Annotated in this window: 1 protein-coding gene; it reads left to right on the forward strand. The window is 65.8% G+C overall.

Annotated features, from left to right (window positions below):
- Window positions 1–588: IS21-like element helper ATPase IstB (gene istB, locus ABG80_RS17585; protein WP_058088916.1), on the forward strand; the 588-nt coding region annotated here is incomplete at its 5' end.
- Between the last annotated feature and the right edge of the window lie 96 nt (window positions 589–684).

The raw sequence follows: 684 nt of genomic DNA on the forward strand, positions 1-684 counted from the left end.
GCCCAGTTCCGCACCACCAAGACGCTGGACCAGTTCGACTTCGAGCGCTTGCCCAACCTCAACCGCAGCCTGGTTCACGACCTGGCCACCGGACGGTATCTGCAAGAGAAGGCGCCCGTGCTCATCGTCGGGCCCTGCGGCACCGGCAAGTCTCACCTGGCGCAGGCCCTGGGGCACTGCGCCGTGCGCCAGGGTGTCGATGTCATCTTCACCACCTGCGCATCGCTCACCCAGAGCCTCAACGCCGCGCGCGCCACGGGCGGCTACGAACGCAAGCTCGCCACGCTGGCGCGCGTGCCGCTGCTGATCATCGATGACTTCGGCCTCAAGCCCCTGCGCTCACCCGCAGACGAGGACCTGCACGACCTCATCGCAGAGCGCTACGAGCAGGCCGCCACCATCGTCACGAGCAACCTGGACTTCCCTGAGTGGGATCAGGCCTTCCCCAACAACCGCCTGCTGGCCAGTGCCACCTTGGATCGCCTGCGCCACAACGCCTACTGCATGGTCCTCGACGGTGCGTCGTACCGCGCCCCGAGAACCACCGCCGGCAGCGTCAAATCCACCCCCGCCAAAGCGGCAAAATAACCCCGTTCCTCAACCCCCTCGGGAGCCCTGTTCAGCAGCCAGAAACTGGCTCCATTACGCCGAACATCCTTGGCTCCATTACGGCGATCCGTGACA

This window comes from Aquabacterium parvum (genome assembly GCF_001447195.1).
Classification (GTDB): Bacteria; Pseudomonadota; Gammaproteobacteria; order Burkholderiales; family Burkholderiaceae_C; genus Aquabacterium; species Aquabacterium parvum.